Source organism: Salmonella sp. SG203 (assembly GCF_013350575.1).
Lineage (GTDB): Bacteria > Pseudomonadota > Gammaproteobacteria > Enterobacterales > Enterobacteriaceae > Salmonella > Salmonella enterica.
Genome location: NZ_SNMT01000038.1, coordinates 1 through 26886 on the forward strand (window position 1 = coordinate 1; position 26886 = coordinate 26886).

The window sequence follows — 26886 nt, forward strand, 5'->3', positions numbered from 1 at the left end:
CGGTTTTTCTTCTCACTCATCCCGGCCTCCCGGACCACCGTACTCCTGCAGCCAGCCCTTCAGCAGACTGTGCAGCACCGCCCCGGCATACAGCTCCCCCCGGGCCGCCTGTCGTTTCAGCACGCTGCTCCCTGACAGACGGAAGTGACGGGCAGAAACAGGAGACGCACCATCCCCGCTCCTGGAGGTAATGGAGAACACCATATATTCAGTCCTTATTACGTTCTTTGTACTGTACGGAACAACCCCGAAAGAGTCCGGGACTGCAAAACGAAGAGATAAAAGGGGTACATACACCGTAATACCGGTTATCCGGTATGTTCTGAGAGACATGGAAATTAATTTTTCAGGAAAACGCACACCCCTAGGAAAAATCCTATGGTTAGCAGGCTAAAAATTTAAAGTTTAATTTATCTATCGTATCGATCGATTAATTCGATCATAACGAAAGGAAACATAATGAAATAAATATTCATCTGATAAAAAACTGCCGGTAATATTCACCCGTTACTGAGAAAACGGATGATAGTATTAATTATGAAGAGGTTTTATATCGACAGGTGTATTTGTATTATAAGAGAAATGATCGTTATAACATGAGGTTACCTTTCACACCTGAATAACGGCCGGGGATATCAGGAAGCGTTATGGGGTTTTATAAACGGAACCGAGTTTCAGTAAAGGAAGGTGGTAAGGAAGAGACTGACTGTTCTGAAACACCCTGAAATACTGTCTTCAGGCTATTTTATTAATACAGATAATAATAATCAGATATAAATAATAAAAAGAAATAATTCGCAGAAAAGGGACAATACCGACAGGCAAAAGGACAGTGAGACTACCGCCCCCCAGTTGTTACCGGAATTTCCGTTAACCGGGGTACTTTCGGGGGAAACAACAGTAGCCAGTACGCCTGCCTCGTCAAGCATATATCCGGTACCGGAAAAGCGGAACCAGGCAATGCTCTCGCGGGCAGGTACCACGCTCAAAGAGCGTGGCGTTGACAACATGGACAAGTTTACCATATGGCAATTCCGGCACTGAATCTGACATCCGGCTCACCAGGCACGTTTTTCCGCAATAAATGCACCAAGTTTTTCCCGTTGTCTCCCGTATTCATCAAAGTTTGGTGGGGCAAGCCATTTTTGGAATGCACTCAACAGAACAGCATATTCACTGTCAATAATTGAATACCACGCGGTATCACGGTTACGCCCCCGGGTAACCATTGCCTGACGGAAAACCCCTTCGAAACGAAAGCCGAAACGTTCTGCTGCGGCCCGGGATGGCGCATTCAGAGTGTCACACTTCCACTCTAGGCGGCGATATCCAGATTCTGCAAAGACGTAGTGAAGCAAAAGCGCCATCACCTCAGTGGAGATCCGTGTACGTTTCATACGTGGTGAATACATCAAGCTACCGACTTCAATGACGCCGTTAGAGGGATCTATGCGCATAAGTGCGACGGTGCCGACTGCTTTGTTACTGTCTGCATCGATGACGGCATAGTGCAGTGGATCGCTTCGTGATTCAACATTCAATACCCAGTCCCTGTAAAACTCAAAGCTACTAAACGGCCCCGAAAGCAGGTAAGTCCAGTCTCTCTCGTTCGTTGCCAGATAATAACTTTCGTAAAGATCTACCGCGTGATGCTCAGCATTGATACGCTCAAGCCGACAATAACGACCTTCCAGCATTTTTCCACAGGGCCGGTTAGCCCCCTTCCAGTCGGCCAGGTCTGCGCCGACTGGCTGGTTAAATTCATTCAGACTGTCAGTCATAGTGAAAATTTCCTCCTGTATGCAGGCGGTTGAACGTAACCGGATAACGAAACCATTATGGAGCCATAAAAAACATACTTGTAGCGTGAAAATACCCGCGACACGCATTACCCCATCCGGCAACCTGGCGTGTACAGCGAACGTTATATCTGTCCCCGCATTTCAGTAGATATTTTTCTTTTTGACCAGAACGCAAATATCCCGCATCAGATTATGTGCTGTCTGACTTATTCCTCCCAACTGAAAGAAACCGTGAATGACGCCCAAATAACGCTGAGCGGTACAATTTACCCCTTGTTGAATCATACGGGAGAACAGAGCCTCACCTTCATCGCGCAATGGATCATATTCCGCTGTGATGATATGGACTGGCGGTAACCCTCTGAAGTCGTCCCGAAATAATGGGCTGACTTCCGGATGCTCAAAATCCAGGCCGGGAAAATAAGCCTCAAAACCACTAAGAAACGTTTCTCTTGTCAGCACATAATCGCTACCGTTTAATTTGTAACTTTCGCATGATGCTGTTGCATCCAGCATCGGGTAAATCAGTATCAACTGACCGGGGAGCCACAGCCCTGCATTTCTAAGCCTGAGTGTCGTTATCAGCGCCAGATGGCCCCCCGCGCTGTCTCCCATTAACGTTATGTGGTTCCTGTCAACACCTAATGCCCGTGCGTGTCGCCAGACAATGTTAGCAGCATGTTCAGCATCATCATGTGCGGCAGGATAAGTATGTTCTGGCGCTAAACGATACTGTACCGCTATAACAACAGAACCGCTCAAAAAAGCAAGCTGCCGTAGCTGTCGCTCATGAGTTAAAAAACCGCCACTGACAAAGCAACCACCGTGATAATAGATAATTGCAGGTAAAGATTTTCTTCTGTTCAGAGGCGAGAAAACACGTAACGGGATATTTCCAGTGATTTTATCTTCAATATTTACCCGCGTCTCAATATCACCGGCAAGTTCAGTACCTGCAACATAGTTGGCGCGGCGCTCTTCAAAAGACTGCTCCCTCGCAGAGGGGCGGCCAGCTGCGATAAAATTATCCACTAACTTTGCAATTTCCGGCTCCAGTGGCATGTGTGTTTTTCCTGTTCAAAAGTGGGTTGTTCCTGACCCGCTATCTCTGGACTGGACTGACTTCATGACGAGGCTTGTTCAAAGGCCTCCGGACTGACGCTGCCGAGGTGACTATAACGCCGGGCCCGGTTGTAGAACACTTCCATGTAATCGAAGCTAAACATAGCTCCGGAGTGGTTAGTTATGACCATCGCCACAATCGGTATTGATCTTGCCAAAAATGTGTTTGCTGCTCATGGTGCTGACTACAATGGCAAGACTGTTCTGATAAAATCCAAAGTAACCCGTGCCGCTCTTGCCGGTCTGATTGCTGGTTTACTACCCTGTGTGGAAGCATACTCCGGCGCACACTACTGAGCAAGGATGTTTCGGCAGTATGGTCATGAGCCGGGCCTGATGGCTGCAAAGTTTGTATCGCCTTCCCGTATGGCAGGTAAATCAGGGAAAAGTGATGCAGCAGATGCTCAGTCTATCTGCGCAGGAGAACATAAAAAACCGGTAGCAATCATCGAATGCTCATACCATAATAAAGCGCAGTGGCCCCCTCCGCAGATTTACCTGCCGTTCAGTGTCAGCGTAGCGAGCGTGCGGGTTTCCATTGAAAGTTGCTCTTTTCCTAAGCACGGATGTTGGTCATTTTGCGTGAGATAAGCGCGATATGCTGGCCAGTAAGCTTGTTTTGCGTTCCTTCTGACGGGAGGATAAACTCAGCGTCGACAGCGCGATCAGATCGTGCACGGGCCCGAAGAATACGTTCGATGGAAAGTCTGGTGTTGCGTATCTGGTCGTCAAAGACGGAGCCGACGGACTGCCCGTGGAGGTCGTAGCGGAGAGCTCCGGGAGAAAAGAGGTGAAGGTAAGAGAGCTGCTGAGAGACCCATGTAAAAATGCAGCTGTAGTGGTCAACTAAAACTGGCCACGGTTTTAGAGTTTTTCCAGTATCTATTTTCTGATTCGTTCGGCGACAATCCACCGTTATATTCATGTAGCTTGAGCTCACTGTAACATCCGACGATATAGTCCGTTATTGAGTGGGCTGCGTCGCTGAAACTTATGTAACCCGTCACCGGTACCCACTCGTTCTTCAGACTTCTGAAGAAGCGCTCCATTGGGCTATTATCCCAGCAGTTTCCCCGGCGACTCATACTCTGCTTGATCCGATAACGCCAAAGCACCTGCCTGAACTGTCTGCTTGTGTAATGGCTCCCCTGGTCGCTATGGAACATCACTCCATCTGGTTTACCACGCGTTTCCCGGGCCATCTCCAGCGCTTTTATAGTCAGTCTGCTGTCCGGTGAGAACGACATTGCCCATCCTACTGGCTTTCTTGCGAACAGATCAAGTACCGCGAGGTATCCCCATCGTTTACCTGTCCAGATATACGTTACGTCGCCACACCACACCTGATTTGGCTCGGTCACGGCGAGCTGCCGTTCAAGGTGGTTAGGGATAGCAACATGTTCATGACCACCACGTTTATACCGGTGAGTCGGCTGCTGACAGCTGACCAGCCCCAGCTCTTTCATGAGTCTGCCAGCAAGCCAGCGACCCATCTGGTAGCCTCTCCGGGTTGCCATTGTGGCGATGCTTCTTGCTCCGGCCGAACCGTGGCTGATGCCATGTAGCTCACCTACCTGACTGCGTAATACAGCCCGTCTGCCGTCTGGTTTTTCAGGACGGTTTTTCCAGTGTTTGTAGCTACTGCGATGAACCCCGAACACATGGCAGAGAGTGACCACAGGATAACGCGCCCTGAGTTTCCCGATTATCGAGAACTGTTCAGGGAGTCTGACATCAAGAGCGCGGTAGCCTTTTTTAAAATTTCATGTGACATAGCATTACCTCGTCATTACCACGTATATATACGTATTCGATATTTAATCTTATTTTCCAGCTGATGCCACGTCAGCAAAGGGGACTAAAAGCCACTCATAAGTTTAGTTACAACATTCAAATTAATGATAATATAATTCCCGGCCTCCGGCCGGAACAACAACGCTTTTCAGTGGTGGATTAAATAAAGAAGCTGGAAATAGGTACTCACTGGTGATTTTTGTTGTTATAACTTAGCATGTTGTAACTAACATCTGTATCTTGCAGGAGCCCGCAGCCTTTGGAGGTGGGGGGTGCTTCTGATGTTTTTCGACAAGCATGGGTGAGGGCTAGCGGTGAACAGGTTATATTTTTAAAAGAGATTAACACTGTTTCTTTAACTGATTGATCGAGCAGGGGTTTAAAAGAATTGTTGCGGTCTGTAGCAGAGTCGTAATGCACTTACTGTCATTTTCGGATGTCAGTTTACAAACATAATCCCTTACAGTTTAGTGTGGATAACCCTGAACCGGATGAATATTTCCGGTCTGTGATCGCATTCCGGGTTATTGCCCTTAAGGGATGAATCCGGGCCGGAATGGCCACGACGACAGAAGGGAAGCGTCTTTTTGTCTGCAGTTTCAATGAACTGAGGGTACGGGTTGATGACTTGCACATATCCGGAGGAGATATTGTAAGTGCAGCTAACCACTCCCCCCTGCGCTTATGTTGCGCCGGTAGAGTAATTATCAATTAGCCTGACAGGGTGACGCTGAGCATCGGCCGCAACGGCAGAAGCTTCGCCAGTGTGGCGCAGACGCCGAACGAGCGTGCGGTGGCAGCGGCGGCGGACAGGCTGGCGGCTGGCAACCCGGTGTACGAGAGCATTCTCAACAGCGATACGGCGGGCAAGGCGCGGCAGGCGTTTCGTCAGTTGTCGGGACAAATCCACGCGGACATCGCCCCGGCGCTGGTGAACGACAGCCGCTACCTGCGTGAGGCGCTGAACGGGCGTTTGCGTCAGGCTGAAGGACTGGCCAGCCCGTCGGTCATCAGGGCGGACGAAAACGGCGCCTGGGCGCAGTTGCTGGGGATGTGGGACCACGCGCGGGATATAACGCTGATGAGATACATCACGGCCTGACGCAGGGAAGCTTCGCCGGGTGTACACTGTTAGCCTGAAAAACAACCAAAAAGAGTATAAATCATCACCAGTCTGCGGAGCACAGCGTATGAATCGAAAAGTGATTAAATATTGACCATCATATTCCGGCGCTGAATTGGTTTCAATTTCCTATACGTGACACTATTTCACCGTTGGTGACGGTTACGCTGGCGCAGCAGTATTGAATGCTCAGGAAGGAGAGTTAAGAAGCTATTGGATCTGCTCACTATCTGCGTTCTCATTCTTCAAAATGGCTTTACAGTTACTGGCGCAAGCGTGTGTGTCAGCCCTGAGAATTTTAATGCGAAGATCGGGCGTAAAGCGGCGCGTCAGAAGGTTATTGGCTTAAAGAGAAATTGTCGCAGTAACTGGTAATCTTGGTGCTTCAAGAGTTTGAAAAGAAAGCATGTAAGTTGTCAGTTTATGATTAGCCTCTTTAAACTGGTCCTCAGTAGCTGGTTTTTATTTTATTCACATTATCCACAAGATAGATCCAATAAATGATCCAAAAGAGATCCATATAGTACCAAACAGATCCCGGTACGCTACAGGCCGCACTACATAAGGCTTAAAGCCCTTTTAGTATGTGTGTTGGAGGGAAAAACATGTGTGCTGTATGGTAAAAAATGTGTGCTGAAGGGTTGAATGTGTGTGCTGGTGGGATATAGGATGTGTGCTGACGGGAACGGATCGCATGTTTTCCACACTTAACTATTTTATCCACAGCATGACGGTAACTTATTGATGAGCCAGTCATTTATTTCCGATATCCTTTACGCTGACATTGAAAGCAAGGCAAAAGAGTTAACAGTCAATTCTAACAATACCGTTCAGCCGGTAGCTCTTATGCGCCTGGGGGTTTTTGTCCCTAAGCCGACAAAAAACCAGGCTGATAACAATGATATTGACGCCTCTAAAGTGTTCTCACAGTTGGAGATCGCACAGGCTGAAGGTTATGACAATATCAAAATAACTGGCCCCCGACTTGATATGGATACTGATTTTAAGGTGTGGATCGGCGTTATTTACTCATTCAGTAAGTACGGATTGTCATCCAACACCATCCAACTCTCGTTCCAGGAGTTCGCGAAGGCCTGCGGTTTTCCCTCAAAGCGGTTGGATGGCAAATTGCGAAACGTCATCCACGATTCGCTAGGGCGCCTGCGCAATAAAGGGATCTCCTTTAAGCGCGGTAAAAGCGCGAGAGGAAGTTACAATACCGGTTTGCTTAAAACCGGTTACTTCGATGCCGAACGTGACATTGTTGAACTGGAAGCTGATTCGAAGTTGTGGGAGATTTTCCAGCTTGATTACCGTGTGCTGTTGCAACAACATGCGCTCCGGGCGCTACCAAAGAAAGAGGCCGCACAGGCTATCTACACGTTTATTGAAAGTTTGCCTGCCCGCCCGATCCCTATTTCTTTTGCGCGTATACGTGAACGACTGGCTTTGATGTCGTCTGTCAGCGAGCAGAACAGAACGATTAAAAAAGCTATTGAGCAATTAAAATCAATAGGTTATCTTGACTGCACGATAGAAAAACAAGGGCGAGAAAACTTCATCATTGTCCACTCCCGTAACCCTAAATTGAAGTTAACCGATTAAGTGTGTGCTGGAGGGAAGAGTCTTGTCAAAAATGTGTGCTGGCGGGAATCCTGATGCACTGATGATGAAATTGTGTGTGCTGAAGGGATTGTGAGCTAAAGTTATGGTAGTTCTTCCCTCCAGCACACATCTTTATCGCTATTTGTTCCCTTCAGCACACATCTAACCCCCTCTCCTACCCTCCAGCGCACACACAATTGAGCATTATCCATCTGGCACACATCCAGTTATCAAACTTCCCTCCAGTACACATGCTAACGGTCCCTCCCCATCCTTTTCGCGGCTTTTGGTAAACTAGCGTCGAAAATCATTGCATGAATAAACATGTATATATTATCATTTTATGCAGCATTTCCATCTAAATTCAAAAATGCAGCACACAAGGAGCTGTAGCATGATTGACGTAAGCCAACTTCAGAAGGTTGCTCAAAGAGCAAACAGAATGCTTCATTTACTAACAGATCAGGTTCAGCAGCAAAAGGATGAGTATCACACTAATGAGTTTCATCAGGTGTATGCAAAAGCTGCATTGTCAAAATTACCCAAGTTAACTCGCGCAAACGTTGATTACGCTGTTAGTGAAATGGAAGAGAAAGGCTACATGTTCGATAAGCGTCCAGCCGGCAGTTCTATGAAGTATGCGATGTCTATCCAGAATATTATCGATATCTACCAACACCGGGGGGTGCCGAAGTATAGAGATCGCTATGACAGCGCTTACGTTATTTTTGTTGCTAACCTTAAAGGTGGGGTGTCAAAAACGGTGTCAACCGTTTCACTGGCACATGCTATGCGGGCGCACCCTCACCTTCTGTTTGAAGATCTGCGCATCCTGGTCATTGACCTTGATCCACAATCATCTGCGACGATGTTCCTTAACCATAAGAGCGCTGTCGGAATTGTAAACACCACGTCTGCACAGGCGATGTTGCAAAATGTCACTCGCGAAGAGTTATTGGAGGAGTTTATTGTTCCTTCAGTTGTGCCGGGTGTTGACGTTATGCCAGCTTCTATTGATGACGCATTTATCGCTTCCGACTGGAAGGAGCTATGCGCTACTCACCTGCCTGGGCAAAACGTTCATGCGGTGTTACGAGAAAACGTGATTGATAAGCTGCGTGGGGATTATGACTTTATCCTCGTTGACAGTGGTCCACACCTCGACGCATTCCTGAAAAATGCGCTGGCATCGGCGGATATTTTATTTACCCCACTGCCCCCGGCTACAGTCGATTTTCATTCCTCGTTGAAGTATGTGGCGCGTCTGCCTGAGCTGGTTAAACTCATTGCCTCCGAGGGATGTGAATGCAAGCTGGCAACCAACATAGGGTTCATGTCGAAATTAAGTAATAAGCCCGATCATAAATATTGTCACAGCCTGGCAAAAGAAGTTTTTGGTGGGGATATGCTGGATGTGGTTCTTCCACGACTTGATGGATTTGAGCGTTGCGGCGAATCGTTTGATACGGTTATTTCCGCTAATCCGTCAACTTATGTCGGTAGCACTGACGCGCTGAAAAACGCGCGCATCGCAGCAGAAGACTTTGCTAAAGCGGTTTTCGACCGTATTGAATTTATCAGATCTAATTGAGGGCTAAGGGAGAACCATGAGCAATAAAAAATTACGGCCTGTTGTTGGCCGTGTTTGGGGCCAAACGATGTTATCTGATAGCGGGCTTGCATCCGCTGATAATACCCAGCCAACACAGGTTTTCACCCTGTCCACCGGGCGACAAGCCACGTTTGTCGAGATTACTGTTCCACCTGAGCGCGTAGAGGGTGAAACCTTTGTTGTGCAGGAAAACAACGGGCGCGATCAGTCGGCATTAACGCCAGAGTCTTTAAAAAACATCACCCGGACGATGAGATTCCAGCAGTTCTACCCCACCATTGGGGCCAGAAGAGACAGCAAAATTGAAATACTCGATGGCTCCCGCCGTCGCGCATCAGCTATTTTGTGTAAGGTTGGGCTGCGCATTCTGGTTACTGAGCAGGATATAACTGTTGCTGAGGCGCAAAGGCTGGCCAAAGATTTACAGACATCTCTTGAGCACAATATCCGCGAGATTGGTTTGCGTCTGATGAACCTCAAAAAAAACGGAATGAACCAGAAAGAAATCGCAGCCAGCGAAGGAATGTCCCAGGCGAAAGTAACGCGTGCTCTTCAGGCTGCCAGCGCGCCGGAGGACTTAATTACCCTCTTCCCTGTTCAGTCAGAACTAACCTATTCCGACTATAAGCAACTGTGTGTTGTCGCTGATGAGATGGGTAATAAAAGTCTGACACTCGATGAGTTGGTGAGCAATATTTCTCATGAGGTCGATAAGGCCCAGGCCGACGAGGAGTTGGCTGAAGATGAGGTTAAAAACCAGATCATGAAGCTGATTATCAAAGAGGCTCAAATCCTCACGGTTAAAGGACCGAAAGACAAAGCTGTCGTTTCTGAACTATGGAAATTTGAGGAGCGGCATCGCTATGCGCGCAAGCGGGTTAAAGACCGGGTAGTATCCTATGAGTTCAGTCGAATCCCTCGCGAATTACAGGATGAATTGGATCGCATGATTAACCACTTACTCAAAAAAAATCTTTCGAAGCCTGAAAACTGAAAAGTGTACCACCCAAATTTCACAATTAATTAATTGTTTTTTAAGTGTTTTTATTGATTATTTCACGGTGAAATCCCCAAGATTTCACCCTCTTTTCTTCAGTATTTCATCGTTGCAGGTTCCTCTTTTGTTCCTACGAGGCTGCTGATCCGTTCGATATGCAATCCGTTGGTGTTTATAGCCAGTTATGCCGTCGCTATGTGCTGGTGGCCAGTACCGATGGTTCTGCTAAGACCTTCACTTTTAAAATGGCTGACCATGAAGGCCTGGCTGTCCCAATCCGTTGAGGCCGTTCAAACATTTACGTGAACCGTATTAAGTCTTCTGTAGATGGTGGTTCTGGTAATCTGTTACATACCTTAACTGATAACGCGGGCAAGTAGATTACCGTAACCTGCTCTCTGAACTACAACACAGGACAGATTGGTCAGTCGTTCTCTGAAACTTCTGATGCAAGTACTGAAATCGCTATCGAAACTGAAATTAATATCGAAGCTGTGCCGGAGCTTACCCCGCTCATTAACCATGAGATGGAGAAATAGTCAGTATGTCATTGCCGCAGAACATCCCGCTCAGGCTGTATATGAAGCGTAGCGTGAGTTTGGCATCGATCTGGGCTCGTTGCACTTCCGCACGCTGAAAGATTATCTGGCCCATGAACAGGATATGCTGCGCCTACGTATTATGGTATGGCGTACTCTTCATAAAGAACACTTCGATATCGCGCTCCCTCAGACCCATACTTTCGATGTATGGGCGACCATCATCAAGGGTAAATTCCAGACAGTATATCGCCACATCATTGAGTGAGTTAAATCGTTCTGCTCTCAGAGGATGTTTGTGGGTGCCGATGCTGCATTATTCTTCAAGCAATTACCGCCTTCTTACTTCCAGCCTGCGGAAGATTATACCCAGACTCCGTATGTCCATTTTATTGGCACATTGTTCGGTAACGTGAAGGTGTTTGAAGTTCCGGTTGGCGTCTGTGAAAACTTTTCTACCGAAGGGATGGAGGTTCAACTCTATGGACGTTCTGTGCTAGGTGAGTGATGAAGAGCCGGGTAAAGCTGGTTTCGTTACGGGATATGCTGTTCCAGCATCCGACCAGCACCGCTCTGGTTAACCGTACCACTCTGTGGGGTTCTGCTGTTAACGATATGCCTCCGCATTACGGCGAAGAATACTTCACGAAGGTTTCGCTGATTATAGCGAAAGATGGCGGTATTAACTTCCCGACCAGTGAAACTATCGACACTGGCAAGTCTGCGTAATTCACATGGCCGCTTAATTGAGCGCTCTTTCAAGGACGCAACACAGGGGAAATTATGTCTCAATATTCTGTTCAACAGACGCTGGGTAATGACTCCGCTGTCGCGGTAAGCCCGGTTAACGCTGATGCCTTCTCACTTCCGGAATCACTCTTAACTCCAGCTTGTGGGCGAGCGTTGGCGTATGTAATAGCGGTAAGCCGCTTACCGTTCTGACCATTAATAAATCCAATTTGCTCGACGTTCTCGGTGAACCATTAAAACCGTCTGCTGGCCCGTAATTTAAACCGCTGCTCCACGTTTATGAGGCGGTGTAGCAAACGTCTGGTTATGTTGTGCGTATGGTTCCAGATGATGCCAAATTTCCGGTTATCACCTTTGATGACAAAATGACGTCATCTTATAATGCGTTGCCGTTTGGTTCGGAAGTTGAGCTGGATAGTTGCGAGTTATTCGGTATTTATATTTACGATGGCTACCCGTGCGCGTCATCGACCCGCGAACTTTCTTTCGCACTTACTGAACCGGACGGTGCCGGTAATCAGCGTTTCATTCTGAAGCTTACGCAAGCCAGCTCTCCTGGCGCTGTTGATACGCTGGAAACACATACCGTTTCGCCTGCTGAAGAAGCGAAGGAAGATACGGGACACCTTTGCTACCTTCCTACCGCACCGGAGGCGCGTTCGCGTTACCTGTGCTCAGTTGTGAATACTGAACTGGCCAGTTCCGTTACACTGAAGGAAAAGAAAGACCTTAAAGACCTCCGTTTTGCGGGCGGGACTAATGGAGATCAGTCCAATATCATCACTCAGGCATATTTGCGAGCAGTTAAAGCGCTGGATAACTACCGCCGTTCTGGGGGGGGATGTTATGACAACGCCACAATTACCGTTCTCGGTGATATTTGCTCAGATCGCCTGAACGACGGTTTCTTTGATGTCAAACCGACGCTTACTTATGTGGAGGTTTTAAAAGTTGTTGAAGATTCCGGTCTGCTGGGCACTGACCACGTCAGTTGCTGTGTCTATCATTTCCCGTTCACCTGCAAAGATAAATGGGCGCAATCTCGCATCGCCTTCGGCCTGTCAGGAGCGGCTAATGTGGCTAAAGCTCGCGGGATTAAGAAAAATACGGATGTCGGCGGATGGAATTATTCATCGGCAGGTGAAGAACGTGCCGTAATTTAGCGCGCGTCCGTTTAGCCACTGTATTTGGAGGATGCGCCGGATGAAGAAAAAATGGTTACCGGGCGTTTGAATAAGGTTGCGGTAAGCACTACTGGGCAGATGATTATTGATGATGCACTGGCTTGCTGTACGCAGAATAACTATCTTTGTTTTCAGCATGTGCCGTCTTTGATGAGTGGCAAATCGATTGGGCTTGTTGCCTGACTCGCCGTATCCAAGGTGTACCGGTACTGATTAAGTAAGGAAAAAATTTATGAGCAAAAATTACTTTGAGTCTGGTGCATTCCTGGTAAACGGCCTTGCCGATTCGCAATGAGTCAAGATCCGGTTCAGTCGCTGGAGTCTGTCCGTATAAGCAATACGCCGGAACTTAACCCGGCACCAGAGCCTAATCCCGCTCCTGCGGCTACTCCAGTATTAACCGGTACCGACGCCAGTACCTGCACGCGCCTCCCCTGATCCGCTGCTTGAAGGCCGTGGCGCAAACATGACGATTGAACAGATTCATCAGTTAATTCTGGAGGCAGTAAATTGTATCGCTGCGCAGAATGCTTTGAGCAATGCCGCCGAAGCTGTATTTGCATGGGCAGATGGCGGGGATCACTACCCTTGACCCCCACAGGCACAGCCGTGTAACTGTGGGGGAATTTCAGCGCATAAACCCGCGCACACTTCCAACAATTACGACCGCTTACCCCACAGGGGGGTGCCCCTATTAAGTTGTCAAGCATATTTATGACGCCGTAGGGGTATAAAAAGTCCCGTCACGCATCATGGCGAACAGGACGTCGCAGCATCTCCTTGCCAGGGCGATAAGCGCCTGGTTGTGTCGTTTTCCCTGGCTCATTTTACGTGTGTAGTAAGCCCTGGAGATCGGATCTCTGAGCGCCGCGAAGGCCGACAGGAACAGCGCCCGTTTGAGTGTTTTATTACCGCGTCTTGAGGGATGCTCCCCTCGTATGGACGAGCCGGATCGTCGGGTTACCGGTGCGAGGCCTGCATAGGCTGCAAGATGTGCGGCAGAAGCGAAGGCGCGGCAAGCAACCTCTGTGAGGAGTCTGGCAGCGGTCCTGGCGCCGACTCCGGGCATGCTGGTCAGGACCGGGTAAAGAGGGTGAGCAAGGACCCGCTGTTCCACCTCAAGGGCCACCTCGTCTCTCTGCTTACGCAGCGTGATGAGCTGGAGTGCCAGGCGCGGCAGAACAACGACAGCGGCATTCGTGCCCGGAACGACGACGGTTTGCTCTGTCAGTGCCTGGGTGATGTCAGCGGCAAGGCGTTTTCCCAGACGGGGCGCGAGTTTACAGATCTGGGTTGCCAGTTTCTTCTCACCCAGGGAAGTGAGTTTTTCGGGGGAGGGATATCGCTGGAGAAGATCGAGCACTGCCGGATGATCCAGCCGTGGGCCGAGAACACGTTCCTGTGCCGGATGTATCTGGGTCAACAGGCCGCGGATACGGTTGCTGGCCTGCGTTGTCTGCGCAGCAAGATCGTCATCGAAGCCGCAGAGCATGGAGAGCTCGGCAATTTGCTCATCAGCCAGTTTCAGCGAGCGTAGCGCGTGAGGCAGGGTACGGGCAGATTCGGCGATGATAGCCGCATCACGGGCATCGGTTTTGGCTTCACCGGCGTGTAAGTCGGCGATGCGGCGCATTGCCAGGCCAGGTAGCTATCCGACAAGGATGCCTTCAGAGCGGGCAACCGCGACGGGTAATGCACCGATGGTGGCAGGCTGGTCAACGACCAGCAGTATCTGACCATGCTGTTTCAGGTCAGATATCAGCGACCTGAGTTTGGCTTCGTCGTTGGGTAATGCTTTATCGAACAGTCGCTTACCTGAACGATTAACGGCAACGGCGTGATGTGTATCTTTACCGACATCAACGCCAATAAAGATCTGAACTGATTCGTAATCGCTGGATTCGGTCATTCTGTCTCCCTTGTATATGGGTTAACCAGATAACCACGGGGAGCAGGTACCGGCATCCACGTTACAGACGGTCCCGGCAAATGTGCCTGACCTGGCCCCTTGTATCTTGAAATTTGGTTACTATGGCAATGAACGGATTTGGCACGGTGTATGTAGCCCGATGGCCCCTTGGGTTTTAAGCCCGTCTAATAGCGAATGGCACATACACCGAGCCACTCATCTGAAACCCGAACAGTTGTTCGTACTCCATAACGCATTTGCAAGGATGGGTAATAATGAGTCTGCTAGGTCCACTCTGTGTAGGTATCGATGTTTCGAAAGCAACGCTGGATATTGCCGCCAGCAGCGCAATTGCGCAGTTTTCGGTTGCCAATGATGCTGATGGCTTTGATTCCATCATTGCTGAGCTGAGGAAGCACTCCGTATCGCTTGTGTTGATGGAGGCAACCGGAGGGCTTGAAGCTGCTGTTGCTTGTGCACTTCAGGCCGAAGGTTTTGAGCTCGCAGTGGTTAATCCCCGCCAGGCTCGTGACTTTGCCCGTGCTATGGGATACCTGGCGAAGACTGACCATATTGATGAGAGAGCACTTGCACAAATGGCTGAAGTTATCAATCGCCATCCAGAACGGGGGCGTTTTATCCGGGCTCTGCCGGATGCTGAACGTCAGGTTCTCAACGCAATTGTAGTTCGCAGACGGCAGTTGATCGCTATGCTGGTCGCTGAGCGAAACAGGTTGTACCTAGCTCACCCGCAAAGCAGAAAAAGTATGAATATCATCATAAAAGCGCTGAAAGACGAGCTTGCGCGGATCGATGACGATATGAATAACCATATCCGAAGCCATTTCAAAGTGCTATCTGAGCAATTGAGTGGCATTAAGGGCGTCGGCACCATGACTGTAGCCGCGCTGCTGGCAGAGGTTCCTGAATTGGGGCATCTCTCGAGACGGGAAATTAGCGCACTCGTGGGAGTAGCCCCGGTAAACCGGGATTCTGGTACGATGAGAGGCCGACGAACCATCTTTGGTGGTCGGGCTGGAGTGCGAACCGCGTTGTACATGGCAGCTCTCGTAGCAACCCGCTTCAATCCGGTTATAAAAGCGTTTTATACCCGACTGGTTGCCGCAGGGAAGCCCAAAAAAGTCGCGCTGGTTGCCTGCATGCGCAAGCTGCTGACTATCCTGAATGCGATGTTCAGAAAGAACGAAGAATGGAACGAGTCGTACCATCGTGTAGCTCCATAATTTTATCGTTCAAGACAGTTGCTATTAGCGGTTACCAGCGCCCCACCAGACCCGGTGACATCACCCCCGGATCATGGACGATTGGGGGCAATAATCATGCCGGGTCTGGCTGGCTAACACCCCATTATAAGGGTACGAATAAGGTAACGGGGGGTGAAAACTCAGAAACCCTCCAGGGCAAATGACCGCTTACCCTCATTTTCGCGCACAACCGCGAAATGAAATATTTTTTGGGGTGGATTTTAGCCCCAAAAAAACTATTTCATTGATATATAAAGGAATGCAAGAAATGCAAAACTACTGAATTAAAATACACCTGTGTTTTAATTCAGTATAAATGTATTTGATTTTTATAGGAAATGCGGAGAAGTGATAACATTTTAGTATCACCTTTTTTGATAACATTTTGGTATCAACCCACTAAAAAACCCTATGAGCAGGGGCGTTTATGCGAGCCAGTAGTCAGATTAGAGGGCATAGCGGGGTAACTTGGGGCGGTTATCGTCGTTTTAGTGGTAAACCCTGACGGGATAGGCGAGCGCTATTAGAAATAGTCCGTTGTGGTGTTGCTGGTGGATTCTGGTAGACTTGCGGCGGGTGCTTTTGGCTGTTTGCCGGGAGCATTCGCAAACGGCAGACAGAGAAAAGCCCCGGAAGATTTTTTTATCAATCAACCGAGGCTCATCTACAATGCTTGAACACATTAAAGATAGCCTCTTACTCGCCTCACGGCAAGGAGATGTATGGGTCCACCACATATTGCAATTTTTGTTCTCTCTTAAAATATATTCCACGGGCGTCCTTAGTGCGAGCGCCTTATGGGGCCTTTTGTTGTTATACAGCACCAGATATTCCGCCAGCTTCTGATTAAATAGCGCCAGATCTTCAAAGAGTAAAATCTCATTAAATTCAATAAACTGCTCTCTTAACGTCCGGTTAAAACGTTCACAGATAGCGTTCATTTTTGGCGTGTAGGGATAGGTCCAGAGGTGTTTGATAGCGGCTTCCTGCAGCGTTTTGTCGAAGTTTCCCAGGAACTCTTTTCCGTTATCTGTGATTATCTGGCTGATACCTACCGGGAACAGCCGGGCTGCACGGCTGAAGAAGTGATTGACGATATCACTGTTGAGCGACGGTACGGCCAGTGCCAGGGCGTAGTTACTGTGTTCGTCGATCATGGTAATGACATAACGGCGCAGCTCGCCCATTCTGAGCTCAATAGCATCCATGCCAATGAGCTCACCGGTCTTTACCGGGCGATAGTGCTTTGGTCTGCGGGGCTTTGTGGAGCGTTTTTTAATGAGCTGGACCTTTCCCCGGGGACCGAGTAGCACCGGTATCAACCGCATTTTATCGTGTGCGGCAGCGATCATTCTGCCAATGGTGGAAACACTTGGACAGGCCAGATAGCGCTGTTCGCACCAGGGCTTCAGACGAACAAAAATCTGCTCTTTACCGAGGTTCGGCAGCTCTGTCCGCAGCCGTCGAATCTCTTTCAGCACATCGGGATGCCAGTGCTTTTTTCGTCGCACCAGAGGTGCCTTACTGTGCGGGATTAGCCCCTCAGGTCCTCCCTTGTTCAGTAACTGACGCCACCAGTAAAGCGTGCGGCAGGACACGCCAAAGGCTTCAGAAGCTGCAGAAATACCGTGTTTATCCCAGAAGTGCAGAGCCTTCATTCTCATTGTTGCTATATCAGCCATCACTGAAAGCCTCAACGCATAATCGGCCGTTTGGTAGTACTTAGGATAGCCAACCATCAAATGCTGCATTTGCATAGTGCAATCTCCCCTTACTTATCCGGAGGCAATTGCAATATCTCTGTGAACTTACACAGCGCTTATGTCGCAAAAATCGTTAATCACGGTCGCGGTCTGTACTGCGATGGTCCTCATCATCTGGATGTTACGCGGCTCATTATGCGAGTTTCATCTGACGTTATGGGGGGGCGGAGTTTGCGGCAAGCCTGCAGCACTGTAACCGGTGATGCAGTAAACCGCGGCGGGGAGGTGACTCCCCGCCATTCCGGTTGCTGAGGTGGGTGGTCGTAAGGCACTCTTTTTCGGTATGAACGAAGTCAGAAATCAAAGCCCGTAGTGTTAATGATACTGCGGACTTTATTTTTATGCTGTTGTACTGGTTACATTAAGATTGACTTTCGGTAACTGCCTGCATAAGAGTAAAACCCCCTGAATGAGGGGGAATATTCAGCAAATCAGTCAGGAGGATTTATGTTAAAGAAAATTGTTGCGCAGGTCGTCATTGGTGGAGCACTTATTATTACCGGATGTAACATAGCGCTGGCATGGAATCCGATGGGACCATTCTTCCACTGAAAGTAAAATCAGTCCATAAGAGAAAACCGTGGTATCAGTGATGCTGCGGTTTTTTTATAGCTATGATATGCAACATCAGTGGGGCTAACAGACTCTTTTAACTTTGCATATCCACGGATCGTTATGTGAAGTGTACATGAGCTAATGGGAACGGAATTTGCGGCTTTCTTACAGTGTAAACAGTAGGAAACCGCGGCGGGGAAGTGACTCCCCGTCATTCCGGTTGCTGAGGTGGTGGTCGCAGGGCACCCTTTTTGCAGGTATGTACAAAGTCAAAGCCGAAGTCTGGATCATCAGAAATGTTGCTGCGGGCTTTTTTTATGTCTGCGGTAACCTGCCACAGAGCTGAGTGGCAGAATATTCTGAAACAATCCGGCACAATTTATCTTCGTGCTATTTTAATCGCCTTACTTTAATTTTATTTACTTTACATAAATGATGGTAAGGAGTGGTGGTGATGTCAGGGGATAACGCGCTTTTTTCCATGGTGTACAGAATGCTGCAGACGAAGCAAATGCATGTGCTGTATACCGCAGAAAAAGCGGAAAAACTGTATTCCGGCATGTCTGCTGTGGCGGATGAAAATGAGATGATGGCTGACGGGGTCACCGGGCTGGTCAATCAGATGTATTCCCTGCGGGGCAGGCTGAAAAACAAGCTGGGTACCCTGACGCCCCGGGAGAGTCGATACGGGAAAAAAATGATTGCCCTGTTGGATGGGCTGATTGAAGAGAATGAAAAAATACAGGGAAAGCTGACCGTGTCCGCAAACACGATACGCTGCACGGCGTACAGTCTGCAGGTGACGGTGCTCAAGGCCATCCATTATCAGTGGCGGGAGAGAGTGTATATGTCGGTCATGGAGGGGAAGGATACCTTTCCTGCAGAAGATGAGCATCACTGTGTCCTGGGACGCTGGTATCACGGTGAAGGCCGGAAAAGCTTTGGCTCCCTGCCGGCGTTTGTCCGCCTCGGGGAGGCGCACGGAAAGCTCCATCAGGCGCTGTCAGAACTGGTGCAGGAATCCAGCCGGGAGAAGCGCACGCCGGAACGGATACTGACAAAACTGGATGTGCTGGAAACGGTCAGCCAGGCGGTCATTACCGCGCTGGATGAACTGGATGACAGTGTTATCAGGCAGGGGGTGACTGACGTACAGGTATCCCGTTTTCCGTCTTCACAGTGACCTGCCGTTTAACCGGGGAGTCTCATTATAATATTCAGGATGAATTTTAATTGTCAGTTGAGAGCAAATTTCGCTGACATCCGGGAATGATGTGAAAGGACGAATGCTGGTCTGGCTGCTGATGCTGGCCTCCCTCTGTGGCGGGCTGGCGTTGCACTGTATGGTGTACAGGGAGGTCCGGCAGGAGCTCTCCCGTTTTTACTCCGATGATTAACCCCCGTTGCTTCTGAATTCCCCGCCGTTTTTTTTCAAAATCTGAAAAACAGTTTACTGCTGATTTTCGTCACCGTTTCCGACAACCTGTGCGCGAACCCTTTTATTCAGGAGCGTACAGGCTATGTGTATGCGTCGTTACTTCCTCATTCCGGCCACCCTGCTGGCGCTGGCGTCATCCTCAGCCCTGGCATCTGAAAAGGATGAACTGGCCCTGGTAATGCGCCAGCTTGACCAGCTTCAGGCCTCCTTTGACCGCGCGCAGACCCTCAGCGCACAGACGTCAGGGGACGGTCGTTTTTATTTTGATTATCCCCGCGCCGGCGGGGATATCCGGGCGATGAAGCAGGGGATTTCACAGTACCTCGACCCGTCCCGCGCCCAGCCCCGCCTGCCGGAAGGGGATACGGTCAGCGGACAGTACCGCCGGGAGCGCCCGTGAACAGCGTACAGCGTACGGCCTTTATGGCCGGCTCCGGCGGACTGGACCCGGCGAATATTAAACATCTGGTGGTGGCGTTTTTCTTCGCGCTGCTGTTCCTGCTGGCCGCCTGGATGATACGGACCGTCTACGTTGGCTGGTCGAACCAGGATGTGAAAGCGGGGGCGGCCGGCATGTTTGTGGTGCGCCTGGTTATCCTGCTTGAGCTGGCGATACTCTTTTACAGCTATTAATGACCGTCCGGTGATGGTCAGTCACCGGCGATTTAACACAAGGAATTCACGAACAATGACACTGATTACCCGTCTGCGTGGCGCAGCCACGTTCTGCACCGGCCTCTTCTGGTCCCTGGCGGCCCGGGCAGATTTGCCCAAAATCACCGGTGGCGCAAATTCCGCCGACGTGATGGAGGATGTCAAAAGTATGAGCCGTAACGGGGTGTCCTACGGGGCGCTGGTTATCTGCGCCGCCGCTTTCATCGTGGTGGTCATCTCCTGCGTCAGAACCTATCACAAGATTGGTGACGGCAAGGCCAGCTGGTTTGACTTCGGCCTCAGGGTGGTGGTGGGCGCCATTATGATAGTGGTGGTCATCTACTTCCTCAACAAGGCCGTGACGGTAATCTGACCGGAGAGAGTATATGGCAGCCATTGATTTTATTCCTGACCGGCTGAATGTCCGTCCGGTGGTGTGGCGGGGGTTCACCGTCGGGGAACTGGGCGTGGCGGCGTTGTGCGGAGCCTGTCCGGGACTGGTGACGGCGGTACTGGTGGCACCGTTCGCGGGCTGGATTGCCTTTCCCATGCTGGCCATCCTGATGCCCCTGCCGATGGTCTGGCTCAGCGGCGGCTGGCTGACGCGTTATAAACGCAACAAGCCGGACAACTACCTCTGGCAGCACGTCACGCTGCAGCTTGCCCGGGTGACCGGCAGTACAGAAGGCAGCTGCCGTTATGGCGGGTATCGTTTCTTCACGGACTGTCCCTGCCGGGAACTCCGGCGCACGGTGAGGAGGCGCTGATGAGCCGCTTTCGTAACGCGCTGTCCGAGCGCGACAGCCATATTCTGACACTTCGCATTGCCTGTGGCGTACTGGGTATTCTGGCGGTGTTTTCAATGGCGGGCTGGATGCTGGCGCCCCGGGACCTGACCGTGCATGTGCCGCAGGACCTGCGTTCCGGCAGTACGCAGAAATGGTGGGAGGTTCCTGACCCTACCGTCTACAGCTTCGGTTTTTACATCTTCCAGCAGCTCAATGCTTGGCCGAAGAATGGTGACGCGGACTATCCGGCCAGAATTGCGCAGATGAGTCCCTACCTGACGCCGGGCTGCCAGGATTTTCTCAACAGGGATGTGAAACTGCGCCGCGCGCACGATGAACTCAGGGACCGGGTTCGCATGGTGTATGAAATTCCGATGCAGGGGTACAACAGCAACAGCGTGCGGGAGAGCAGCCGCGACAGTTGGGTGGTGAACCTGGACCTGGTGGCGGATGAGTACTATCACGCGGTGCTGGTCAAGCGCGCCCTGACCCGCTATCCGCTGCGGGTGGTGAAGTGGGAGGGTGACCCGGAACGAAACCCGTTCGGGCTGGCGCTGGACTGTTATGCCGGCACCCCGCAGCGACTGCAGGTGTCGGGGCTCAGTGAGATGGACAACACGGGGAGTCGCGAATGAAACACGGTCGCAGTCCTGTCATGTTGCTGCTGACGGCCACGCTGTACAGCCCGTTCAGCCACGCGGTGGAGCTGATGGAGTGGGAGCGTATTCCGCTGCAGGTGCCGCTGACGGTGGGCTAGGAGCGGATAGTGTTTGTGGACAAAAACGTGAAGGTGGGATTTCCGGCGTCGCTGGACGGAAAGCTGCGTATCCAGAGCAGCGGCGGGGCGGTATATCTCGATGCGCACGCGGCTTTCCCGGCGACCCGTCTGGTACTGAAGGATGTGGAAAGCGGTGAGATGGTGCTGATTGACGTCAGCGCCACCGACGGCAAAACGGTCCGGGAGCCGGTGCAGATTGTGTACCACGGGACGGTGGAGAGCGCCACCCGGGCCGCTCAGGCTGACGGGAGCAGCGCAGTTGCTTCAGACGCAGGGCGCAATGGTGGCAGGCGCGAACCGGTGCCAGCCCCGGCTTCCCGTCCGGCCCCGAAGCTGAACGGTCCGCTGCCGGTGGTGCTGACCCGCTATGCGGCGCAGACGCTGTACGCCCCGCTGCGTACGGTCGAATCCCTGCCGGGTGTTCATCCCCTTCCGCTTCATCTGCCGTCACACATCACCACGCTGTATCCGTCTGAACCCGTTGATATCCGGCCGCTGGCCGCCTGGGTGCGGGGAGAGTACAGCGTGGTGGCGCTGAAGGTGCGTAACACCGGCAGCGGAAAGGTGGTGACGGACCCGCGGGCGCTTACCGGACGGTTTGTGGCGGCGACCTTCCAGCACCGATGGCTGGGATCGGCCGGACAGCCGGAAGACACCACCACCCTGTACCTGGTGATGCAGGGGCGACCGGAGACGGCGTTTATCGCTGAACCCGCAGTAACGACACCTGCGACAAAAGGGAAGGGAGGTAAGCGCTGATGACCGCCATGAAATCCGGTGCACGGGTAAAAGTACCGGCCCCTCTCGTTTTTCTCATGTCTCTGGCGATTCTCGTCGGGGCTGCTGCGATCGGCATACGTGCCAGTACATCTGATATTCCGCAACAGACGAAATTATATCTGACCCCGGGACAGCTCCGGGAAATAGGGTTCGAAGTCGACGCACCACTGGATGTGCCCGTCCCACCAGACAGAGTGCGGGACGGATACAATGTGGAAGTCCTGGGGGTACGTAATACGCGGGGTGGTAATGTGGAAGTGGATCCACGGGCTCTCACCGGGAAGTTTGTGGCAGGCATGTTCCGGTATGGCTGCCCTGAGATGAACGGGAAACCGGAATGCACCACCACGCTGTATCTGGTGTCAGGTGACCCGCCGGAGGCCGGGGCTGCGGCACCTGCGATAAAGGGAGGGCAACGCTGATGGCCACCCTGAAATCCAACGCCCTGGTGAAGGTTCTTGTCCCGGCAGTCCTGCTGGGCGCAGCCGGTGTCGGCATGCGCGCCTGCACGTCCGGTCCCCCGGAGAAAACGGCGACACAGCAGATTCCCCTGCCGCAGCTGACCCCGGAGCAGCTCCGGGAGCTGGGAATAGAAGGCGACACGCCGCAGGACACCCTGAACACCCTGGTGGGAAAGCTGGGTGAGGTTCAGCGCCAGCAGGGCGACATCATGAAGGAGAACCGGGAACTGAAGGAAGAGAACCGGAAGCTGCAGGCCGGCAACGGCCAGGTGGACCAGCGTATTGCTGATGCGGTATCTGATGCAGAAGACCGGACGCAGAAGGCGCTGGCGCAGCAGAAAACCACGCTGACGGACCAGTTTAACGCCATGCTGGCCGGGCTGGCGCCGGGCGGTACATCCTCATCCACAACCACGGCTCAGGCGGGCGGCGATATCCCCGTGGGGCTGGGGCTGGAGCCCGGTTTCTCCGGTGGCGGGAACGCAGACGGTTTCCGCTGGGTCGACCCGCAGGATGCGGTTCCGGCGGAGCCGCAGGGCGGACAGGGACTGGCCCCCCGTTTTGCCACCTCATTCCTGGAGGACAACCCGATTACCCGGGAGAAAAATGCGCTGGAGCGGAACGCGAACCACCGGCAGGGGCTGGATAACGGTCAGGACGACGGGCCGGTCGACCCGGTGTACACCCTGCCGGAGAATTCAACCCTGGTGGGCAGTACGGCGATGACGGCGCTACTGGGGCGGGTGCCGGTCAATAACAAAGTAACCGACCCCTATCCGTTCAAGGTGATGATTGGCCGGGGCAACCTGACGGCCAACGGGATTGAGCTGCCGGAGGTGGAGGGGGCCATTGTGTCGGGTACGGCAAGCGGTGACTGGACGCTGTCGTGCGTTCGCGGCAGCGTCACGTCCATCACGTTTGTGTTTACCGACGGCACGGTCAGAACCCTGCCCGCCCCCTCAGACCGGACCGATAACAGCGGCAGTGAAAACGGCGGCGGGTCCGGGAACGGCGGCAGTATTGGCTGGCTGTCAGACAACAGCGGTATTCCGTGTATCAGCGGAGAGCGTAAATCCAACGCGTCCTCATACCTGCCGACCATCGGCCTGCTGGCGCTGGGGACCTCGGCGGGTGACGCGCTGACGGCCAGCCAGTACACGAACAACACCACCGACAGCGGGGGTATCACGTCGGCGCTGACCGGAAATGCCGGGCAGGCGGTGCTGGGCCAGGCGCTGGGGGGCAGTTTTAAGGAAGTGGCGCAGTGGGTGAAGGAGCGCTACGGGCAGACCTTCGATGCGGTGTATGTGCCTCCCGGGGCGCCGGTGGCGGTACATATCACACGCCAGCTGAATATTGACTATGCCGAAAAAGGGCGCCGGGTGAAGTACGACTTCACGCTGCCGGGTGGTGATACCGGCAGCGACGGACTGGACTGAGGATACAGACAAATGATGAATACGACAGCGAGATATTGCCTGTCCGCAGTCATGCTTTCAGGGATGTTGCTGGCAGGGTGCAGCAGTAGTAAGGAGGCGATACTGCCGGCGGGGGACAGCACGATGCCGGATTTATGGCAGCACAGGTCGGGCAGCGCACAACAGGGAGCACAGGTCCGGGAAGCCCTGCGCCGGCCGCTGACGGAGCCGGAACGGCAGGGCGGCCGCACGCAGGCAGAGAGCTACAGCCGCACGCAGGAAAGCGAACTCAGCCAGCAGTTCCCGCGGCTGCCGAACCCCGACATGGTGATGTACGTCTTCCCGCATCTGGCCGACGGCAGTGCGCCGGTGCCGGGGTACAGCACGGTCTTTCCTTTTTACAGCCGCCCACAGTATGCCCTGCCGGGTGAACGAACGGAGGCGCTGTAGATGTTCAGTCTTTTTTCCGGTAAACGCAATAAATCTGTACCCCGGATACCCCATCCGTCAGGGCGTGAGCCGCTGAAGCGGGAGGGAAAGCTGACCCGCCGCGACGAGGCAAAAATCTATGCGCACGGCCCGTCGTTTATTGATTTTCTGCCCTGGGTGGAATACCTGCCGGAGGATGAATGTCTGCTGCTTGATGACGGGGTGTCTGTCGGGGCTGTGTTCAGCCTGACCCCGACGCAGACGGACGGCCGTTCAGCGGAGCGCCTGGAAGAAATCCGTGACATCGCGGAAGTGGCGCTGCAGAACGGGCCGGAAGAGCGCAGCAGTCACCAGTGGGTGGTGCAGTTCTTCTGCCAGGATGAAACGGACCTGACGGCGGAGATGGACCACATCAGGGGCTATGTCAGCCCGGCTGCACAGGGCAGCGCGTTTACGGAGGCCTGGCTTTCGGAGACAGAACGTCATCTGCAGGTCATCAGCCGCCCGGCAGGGTTGTTTCAGGACGAGGTGGTGACAGGGGTCAGTTGGCGCGGGCAGATACGGCAGATACGGATGGTGGTGTACCGCTACGTGAACCCGCGGCAGCGTGAAACGTACCCGCCGGTGGTCCAGCTTCGTCAGACCTGCGACCGGCTGTCGGCAGCACTGAGTCAGGCCGGGGTGGTGTGCCGCCGGCAGAACGGTGAACAAATCCACGCCTGGCTGCTGCGGCTGTTTAATCCGGCCCCGTCGTGGATTGACCGGCAGATGCTGTACCGGACGGCCAGATGGCGTGACAGCCGTCAGGATACGCTGCCGGTGGACACGGATTTCAGCGAATCGCTGTTTTTCACCCGTCCGCGCAGTGACGCGAAGAAAGGCATATGGTGGTTTGATGACGTACTGCACCGGGCGGTGGCGGTGGAAAACCTGACGGAGCCGCCCGGAACGGGACACCTGACGGCGGAGTGTGTACGTGGTGAGCGTATTAACGCGCTGATGGACATGATGCCGCCGGGCACGGTGGCCTGCCTGACGCTGCTGGTACAGCCGCAGAAGGAGCTGGAGGAGGAGTTTGCCCGGCTGGGGAAACGGGCTCTCGGGGATAACGTGGAGTCTGAGCGTACCCGGGACCAGGTGGAGGCGGCACGAAGCTGGCTGAAAGAGAAACACAAGCTGTACCGCGGGGCGCTGACTTTTCTGCTGAAGGCGCCGGACATGAAGACGCTGGACCATCACCATCTGTCGCTCAGTACCACCCTGATGAACGCCGGGCTGAAACCGCTGAATCCGGAATATGACCTCTCGCCGCTGAACACGTATCTGCGAGCCCTGCCGATGTGCTTTAACCCGGAGCTGGACCGGCACCGGTGGTACACCTGGCTGACGTTTGTACAGCATTTTGCCGGTCTGGCACCGGTATACGGGCGTTCAACGGGGACGGGTAAGCCCGGTATCACATTTTTCAACCGTGGCGGCGAACCACTGCACTTTGACCCGCTGAAAGACCGTAAAAACAGCGCGCACCTGCTGCTGTTCGGACCGACCGGGGCGGGGAAATCAGCGACCCTCTGCGTGGTGTTGTGTCAGATGCTGGCCATGCACCGTCCCCGGCTGGTTCTGGTGGAGTCGGGCAACTCGTTCGGTCTGCTGGCCGACTACTGCCGGAGTCTGGGGCTGACGGTGAATAAGGTGGGTAGCGGGGTGAGTCTGCCGGTATTTGCGGACTCGCACCTGATTCTGGACATCCCGCCGGAACACCTGACCCTGGATGAGAATCAGCTGCCGGAACTGGGCGAGGACGTTACGGATGAACTGATTAAAAATGGCGCTCCGGCCGGTGACAAACGTGACGTGCTGGGTGAGATGGAGATTGCCGCTATTCTGATGATAACGGGGGGTGAGAAGGACGAAAAGCTGAGCCGGGCTGACCGGGGGCTGCTGCGCCGGGCACTGGTGATGACGGCGCAGCGGGTGTACGAAGAAAAACGGCAGATGCTGCCGTCTGATTGTCTATGGAAAACCCCCAGCTAGGCTGGGGGTTCCGGAAAGCTTTCAGCTTTAAGTCAGTTATTAAAACCCCTTTTGATTTGTTAAAACATCTTGCGGTCTGGCAACTG

At 52.5% G+C, this 26886-nt stretch carries 22 protein-coding genes and 8 pseudogenes; 23 read left to right on the forward strand and 7 right to left on the reverse strand.

The genetic code is table 11. From position 1 onward, the window contains the following. Nucleotides 1-12 precede the first annotated feature (12 nt). From HV477_RS26125 to HV477_RS26140, 4 genes are all read right to left on the reverse strand, one after another. The gene (locus HV477_RS26125) at nucleotides 13-204 is read right to left on the reverse strand and encodes a hypothetical protein (protein WP_175065597.1); all 192 of its coding nucleotides are present in this window, start codon (nucleotides 202-204) and stop codon (nucleotides 13-15) included. Nucleotides 205-767: 563 nt separating this feature from the next. Further along, the gene (locus tag HV477_RS26130) at nucleotides 768-1025 is read right to left on the reverse strand and encodes a hypothetical protein (protein ID WP_175065598.1); all 258 of its coding nucleotides are present in this window, start codon (nucleotides 1023-1025) and stop codon (nucleotides 768-770) included. Between the two features lie 33 nt (nucleotides 1026-1058). Then, the gene (locus HV477_RS26135; protein WP_175065599.1) at nucleotides 1059-1781 is read right to left on the reverse strand and encodes a GNAT family N-acetyltransferase; all 723 of its coding nucleotides are present in this window, start codon (nucleotides 1779-1781) and stop codon (nucleotides 1059-1061) included. Nucleotides 1782-1943: 162 nt separating this feature from the next. Beyond that, on the reverse strand, nucleotides 1944-2864 hold the full coding sequence (locus tag HV477_RS26140; protein WP_175065600.1) for an alpha/beta hydrolase: 921 nt from the start codon (nucleotides 2862-2864) through the stop codon (nucleotides 1944-1946). Between the two features lie 183 nt (nucleotides 2865-3047). Between HV477_RS26140 and HV477_RS26145 the strand changes: the two are divergent. Then, nucleotides 3048-3341, forward strand: a pseudogene (locus HV477_RS26145) (IS110 family transposase); the annotation flags it as partial. 425 nt (nucleotides 3342-3766) lie between these two features. Here HV477_RS26145 and HV477_RS26155 read toward each other — a convergent pair. Further along, nucleotides 3767-4681 (reverse strand): annotated as a pseudogene (locus HV477_RS26155) (IS3 family transposase); the annotation flags it as partial. A gap of 752 nt (nucleotides 4682-5433) precedes the next feature. On the opposite strand from HV477_RS26155, the pseudogene HV477_RS26160 reads away from it, so the two are divergent. The 9 genes and pseudogenes from HV477_RS26160 to HV477_RS28860 all read left to right on the forward strand — a co-directional run. Next, nucleotides 5434-5784: pseudogene (locus HV477_RS26160) on the forward strand (autotransporter outer membrane beta-barrel domain-containing protein); the annotation flags it as partial. A gap of 270 nt (nucleotides 5785-6054) precedes the next feature. Then, nucleotides 6055-6216, forward strand: a pseudogene (locus HV477_RS26165) (Gp49 family protein); the annotation flags it as partial. Between the two features lie 369 nt (nucleotides 6217-6585). Further along, on the forward strand, nucleotides 6586-7446 hold the full coding sequence (locus HV477_RS26170) for a RepB family plasmid replication initiator protein (protein WP_175065602.1): 861 nt from the start codon (nucleotides 6586-6588) through the stop codon (nucleotides 7444-7446). 394 nt (nucleotides 7447-7840) lie between these two features. Continuing rightward, the gene (locus HV477_RS26175) at nucleotides 7841-9037 is read left to right on the forward strand and encodes an AAA family ATPase (RefSeq protein ID WP_175065603.1); all 1197 of its coding nucleotides are present in this window, start codon (nucleotides 7841-7843) and stop codon (nucleotides 9035-9037) included. A 16-nt stretch (nucleotides 9038-9053) separates the two neighbouring features. Beyond that, nucleotides 9054-10052 carry a ParB family protein gene (locus HV477_RS26180; protein WP_175065604.1) on the forward strand — a complete coding sequence of 333 codons (999 nt, stop codon included), beginning with the start codon at nucleotides 9054-9056 and terminating at the stop codon, nucleotides 10050-10052. An 840-nt stretch (nucleotides 10053-10892) separates the two neighbouring features. Next, entirely contained in the window at nucleotides 10893-11102 is a 210-nt protein-coding gene (locus HV477_RS28685) for a hypothetical protein (protein ID WP_254621726.1), read from the forward strand. Next, entirely contained in the window at nucleotides 11102-11323 is a 222-nt protein-coding gene (locus HV477_RS28690; protein ID WP_254621727.1) for a hypothetical protein, read from the forward strand. The genes HV477_RS28685 and HV477_RS28690 overlap by 1 nt, the downstream gene beginning before the upstream one ends. Nucleotides 11324-11377: 54 nt before the next feature. After that, a pseudogene (locus HV477_RS29145) lies at nucleotides 11378-12693 on the forward strand (hypothetical protein); the annotation flags it as partial. 301 nt (nucleotides 12694-12994) lie between these two features. Next, nucleotides 12995-13120 carry a hypothetical protein gene (locus HV477_RS28860; protein WP_302675417.1) on the forward strand — a complete coding sequence of 42 codons (126 nt, stop codon included), beginning with the start codon at nucleotides 12995-12997 and terminating at the stop codon, nucleotides 13118-13120. 120 nt (nucleotides 13121-13240) lie between these two features. On the opposite strand, the pseudogene HV477_RS26195 reads toward HV477_RS28860, so the two are convergent. Further along, a pseudogene (locus HV477_RS26195) lies at nucleotides 13241-14437 on the reverse strand (IS110 family transposase). A gap of 275 nt (nucleotides 14438-14712) precedes the next feature. Here HV477_RS26195 and HV477_RS26200 point away from each other — a divergent pair. Next, nucleotides 14713-15681: an IS110 family transposase gene (locus tag HV477_RS26200; RefSeq protein ID WP_175065605.1), complete on the forward strand. Its 969-nt coding sequence runs from the start codon at nucleotides 14713-14715 to the stop codon at nucleotides 15679-15681. Between the two features lie 743 nt (nucleotides 15682-16424). On the opposite strand, the pseudogene HV477_RS26205 reads toward HV477_RS26200, so the two are convergent. Next, a pseudogene (locus HV477_RS26205) lies at nucleotides 16425-17459 on the reverse strand (integrase core domain-containing protein); the annotation flags it as partial. Nucleotides 17460-18474: 1015 nt separating this feature from the next. Here HV477_RS26205 and HV477_RS26210 point away from each other — a divergent pair. The 12 genes and pseudogenes from HV477_RS26210 (at nucleotide 18475) to HV477_RS26260 (ending at nucleotide 26800) form a co-directional block, all read left to right on the forward strand. Then, entirely contained in the window at nucleotides 18475-19203 is a 729-nt protein-coding gene (locus HV477_RS26210) for a CZB domain-containing protein (protein ID WP_175065606.1), read from the forward strand. A gap of 91 nt (nucleotides 19204-19294) precedes the next feature. Then, entirely contained in the window at nucleotides 19295-19417 is a 123-nt protein-coding gene (locus HV477_RS28865; protein ID WP_302675418.1) for a hypothetical protein, read from the forward strand. Between the two features lie 129 nt (nucleotides 19418-19546). After that, complete coding sequence (locus HV477_RS26215) at nucleotides 19547-19858, forward strand: RAQPRD family integrative conjugative element protein (RefSeq protein WP_175065615.1); 312 nt, start codon at nucleotides 19547-19549, stop codon at nucleotides 19856-19858. Continuing rightward, on the forward strand, nucleotides 19855-20091 hold the full coding sequence (locus HV477_RS26220) for a TIGR03758 family integrating conjugative element protein (RefSeq protein ID WP_175065607.1): 237 nt from the start codon (nucleotides 19855-19857) through the stop codon (nucleotides 20089-20091). Before HV477_RS26215 ends, HV477_RS26220 begins: the two co-directional genes overlap by 4 nt. A gap of 55 nt (nucleotides 20092-20146) precedes the next feature. Continuing rightward, nucleotides 20147-20485 carry a TIGR03745 family integrating conjugative element membrane protein gene (locus HV477_RS26225; RefSeq protein WP_175065608.1) on the forward strand — a complete coding sequence of 113 codons (339 nt, stop codon included), beginning with the start codon at nucleotides 20147-20149 and terminating at the stop codon, nucleotides 20483-20485. A 13-nt stretch (nucleotides 20486-20498) separates the two neighbouring features. Next, on the forward strand, nucleotides 20499-20879 hold the full coding sequence (locus tag HV477_RS26230; protein ID WP_175065609.1) for a TIGR03750 family conjugal transfer protein: 381 nt from the start codon (nucleotides 20499-20501) through the stop codon (nucleotides 20877-20879). Next, entirely contained in the window at nucleotides 20879-21535 is a 657-nt protein-coding gene (locus HV477_RS26235) for a PFL_4703 family integrating conjugative element protein (RefSeq protein WP_175065610.1), read from the forward strand. Before HV477_RS26230 ends, HV477_RS26235 begins: the two co-directional genes overlap by 1 nt. Then, nucleotides 21532-22437: pseudogene (locus HV477_RS26240) on the forward strand (TIGR03749 family integrating conjugative element protein). Before HV477_RS26235 ends, HV477_RS26240 begins: the two are co-directional and overlap by 4 nt. Nucleotides 22438-22445: 8 nt before the next feature. Continuing rightward, entirely contained in the window at nucleotides 22446-22880 is a 435-nt protein-coding gene (locus HV477_RS26245; protein ID WP_175065611.1) for a DUF3438 family protein, read from the forward strand. After that, complete coding sequence (locus HV477_RS26250) at nucleotides 22880-24358, forward strand: TIGR03752 family integrating conjugative element protein (RefSeq protein ID WP_175065612.1); 1479 nt, start codon at nucleotides 22880-22882, stop codon at nucleotides 24356-24358. Before HV477_RS26245 ends, HV477_RS26250 begins: the two co-directional genes overlap by 1 nt. A gap of 12 nt (nucleotides 24359-24370) precedes the next feature. Next, complete coding sequence (locus HV477_RS26255) at nucleotides 24371-24787, forward strand: TIGR03751 family conjugal transfer lipoprotein (RefSeq protein ID WP_254621729.1); 417 nt, start codon at nucleotides 24371-24373, stop codon at nucleotides 24785-24787. Beyond that, a complete protein-coding gene (locus HV477_RS26260) occupies nucleotides 24788-26800 on the forward strand; it encodes a conjugative transfer ATPase (protein WP_175065613.1) in 2013 nt (670 codons plus the stop codon). Nucleotides 26801-26886: the final 86 nt, after the last annotated feature.

Coding starts and splice junctions, on each gene's coding strand:
- HV477_RS26200 (WP_175065605.1), top strand. CDS start 14,713: ATGAGTCTGCTAGGTCCACTCTGTGTAGGTATCGATGTTTCGAAAGCA.
- HV477_RS26250 (WP_175065612.1), top strand. CDS start 22,880: ATGGCCACCCTGAAATCCAACGCCCTGGTGAAGGTTCTTGTCCCGGCA.
- HV477_RS26170 (WP_175065602.1), top strand. CDS start 6,586: ATGAGCCAGTCATTTATTTCCGATATCCTTTACGCTGACATTGAAAGC.
- HV477_RS26140 (WP_175065600.1), bottom strand. CDS start 2,864: ATGCCACTGGAGCCGGAAATTGCAAAGTTAGTGGATAATTTTATCGCA.
- HV477_RS26135 (WP_175065599.1), bottom strand. CDS start 1,781: ATGACTGACAGTCTGAATGAATTTAACCAGCCAGTCGGCGCAGACCTG.
- HV477_RS28690 (WP_254621727.1), top strand. CDS start 11,102: ATGAAGAGCCGGGTAAAGCTGGTTTCGTTACGGGATATGCTGTTCCAG.
- HV477_RS26180 (WP_175065604.1), top strand. CDS start 9,054: ATGAGCAATAAAAAATTACGGCCTGTTGTTGGCCGTGTTTGGGGCCAA.
- HV477_RS28860 (WP_302675417.1), top strand. CDS start 12,995: ATGACGATTGAACAGATTCATCAGTTAATTCTGGAGGCAGTAAATTGT.
- HV477_RS26210 (WP_175065606.1), top strand. CDS start 18,475: ATGTCAGGGGATAACGCGCTTTTTTCCATGGTGTACAGAATGCTGCAG.
- HV477_RS26215 (WP_175065615.1), top strand. CDS start 19,547: ATGCGTCGTTACTTCCTCATTCCGGCCACCCTGCTGGCGCTGGCGTCA.
- HV477_RS26175 (WP_175065603.1), top strand. CDS start 7,841: ATGATTGACGTAAGCCAACTTCAGAAGGTTGCTCAAAGAGCAAACAGA.
- HV477_RS26260 (WP_175065613.1), top strand. CDS start 24,788: ATGTTCAGTCTTTTTTCCGGTAAACGCAATAAATCTGTACCCCGGATA.
- HV477_RS26225 (WP_175065608.1), top strand. CDS start 20,147: ATGACACTGATTACCCGTCTGCGTGGCGCAGCCACGTTCTGCACCGGC.
- HV477_RS26125 (WP_175065597.1), bottom strand. CDS start 204: ATGGTGTTCTCCATTACCTCCAGGAGCGGGGATGGTGCGTCTCCTGTT.
- HV477_RS26130 (WP_175065598.1), bottom strand. CDS start 1,025: ATGGTAAACTTGTCCATGTTGTCAACGCCACGCTCTTTGAGCGTGGTA.
- HV477_RS26255 (WP_254621729.1), top strand. CDS start 24,371: ATGATGAATACGACAGCGAGATATTGCCTGTCCGCAGTCATGCTTTCA.
- HV477_RS26230 (WP_175065609.1), top strand. CDS start 20,499: ATGGCAGCCATTGATTTTATTCCTGACCGGCTGAATGTCCGTCCGGTG.
- HV477_RS26245 (WP_175065611.1), top strand. CDS start 22,446: ATGAAATCCGGTGCACGGGTAAAAGTACCGGCCCCTCTCGTTTTTCTC.
- HV477_RS26235 (WP_175065610.1), top strand. CDS start 20,879: ATGAGCCGCTTTCGTAACGCGCTGTCCGAGCGCGACAGCCATATTCTG.